Here is a 1729-nt window from a genome sequence, read left to right as displayed (position 1 = left end):
AGGCTCCCTTTATCCCGAAGTTACAGGGTTAATTTGCCGAGTTCCTTAGCCGTGATTCACTCGAGCGCCTTAGAATATTCTTCTCGACCACCTGTGTCGGTTTACGGTACGGGTTACTTATCAGTTATACACGCCTAGACTTTTCTTGGAAGTTTACTCACTACACTCGTTTTGGCATTGCTGCCGCCTCTCAAAGACACTATTCCGTCAGTATCTGGTAACCTGTAATCTCCGTCATCTATTTGCCCAATAAGTAAGTGCAGGAATATTAACCTGCTGTGCATTAGGTTGTCGCTTTCGCTAGACCCTTAGCCCCCGACTAACCCTCAGTTGATTAGCATAGCTGAGGAAACCTTAGTCTTTCGGCGTGAGGGTTTCTCGCCCTCATTATCGTTACTCATGCCTACATTTGCTTTTCTGAACGCTCCAGCCAAGCTCGTCGCTCAACCTTCACCGCAGATCAGAATGCTCCCCTACCAGTATATAAATATAATCCAAAGCTTCGGTACTTTACTTGATGCCCGTTTATTATCGATGCCCGCCTCGCTCGACCAGTGAGCTGTTACGCACTCTTTAAATGAATAGCTGCTTCCAAGCTAACATCCTGGCTGTCACTGCAATCAGACTTCCTTAGTTCAACTTAGTAAAGATTTTGGGACCTTAGCTGTTGGTCTGGGTTCTTTCCCTCTCGGATTGGGACCTTAGCACCCCAACCCTCACTCCCGGGTATATTTTAAGCCATTCAGAGTTCATCAGGATTTGGTAGGATTTGACTCCCCCTAGTCCTATTGGTAGCTTTACCTGCTTAAAACTTAACCCCGAGGCTGTTCCTAAAAACATTTCGGGGAGTACGAGCTATTTCTCAGTTTGATTGGCCTTTCACCCCTACCCACAAGTCATCCAAATACTTTTCAACGTAAACTGGTTCGGTCCTCCACTCCGTGTTATCGGAGCTTCAACCTGCTCATGGGTAGATCACAAAGTTTCGCGTCTACTCCCACTGACTAAGCGCCCTATTCAGACTCGCTTTCGCTCCGGCTGCTCACATCTATATGATTAACCTCGCCAGTGAAAGTAACTCGTAGGCTCATTATGCAAAAGGCACGCCGTCACCCCAATAAGGGCTCCGACCGCTTGTAAGCGTATGGTTTCAGGGTCTTTTCACCCCCTTACTCAGGGTACTTTTCACCTTTCCTTCACAGTACTCGTTCACTATCGGTCTCTTGGTAGTATTTAGCCTTACCGGATGGTGCCGGCAGATTCAAAGGGGATTTCTCCAGTCCCCCCCTACTCAGGATACCACTACAATTACATAAGCTTACCAATACAGGGCTCTCACCTTCTACGGCCTGCCTTCCCAGACAGTTCTTGTTCCTTTATATAATCGATGTCGTGGTCCTACAACCCCAGTCTTGCCGCAACAACACTGGTTTGGGCTAATCCGCGTTCGCTCGCCACTACTTACGGAATCACTTTTGTTTTCTCTTCCTCTGCTTACTTAGATGTTTCAGTTCAGCAGGTTCGCCTTCTATCTTAAATAGAATAATAGATCTTCAATCTACTGGGTTGCCCCATTCGGAAATCATCGGATCAAAGGTCTTGTGCACCTCCCCGAAGCTTATCGCAGCTTAACACGTCCTTCATCGCCTCCAAGAGCCTAGGCATCCCCCATACGCCCTTAATTCACTTACTCTTTTATAAAATATCTTCATCCCGAAGGATTCAATAA

1 rRNA gene (cut by a window edge) is annotated in these 1729 nt (G+C 46.9%); it reads right to left on the bottom strand.

The annotated features are described in order from the left end of the window. A 23S ribosomal RNA gene (locus SKC38_RS12505) occupies nt 1–1693 on the bottom strand; it reaches 1174 nt to the left of the window's first position. Nucleotides 1694–1729 lie beyond the last annotated feature (36 nt).

It is taken from the genome of Aquirufa echingensis (assembly GCF_042714525.1).
GTDB lineage: Bacteria > Bacteroidota > Bacteroidia > Cytophagales > Spirosomataceae > Aquirufa > Aquirufa echingensis.
The sequence above is the reverse complement of the archived record's forward strand: the minus strand, read 5'-3'. Positions and strand labels throughout refer to the sequence as shown.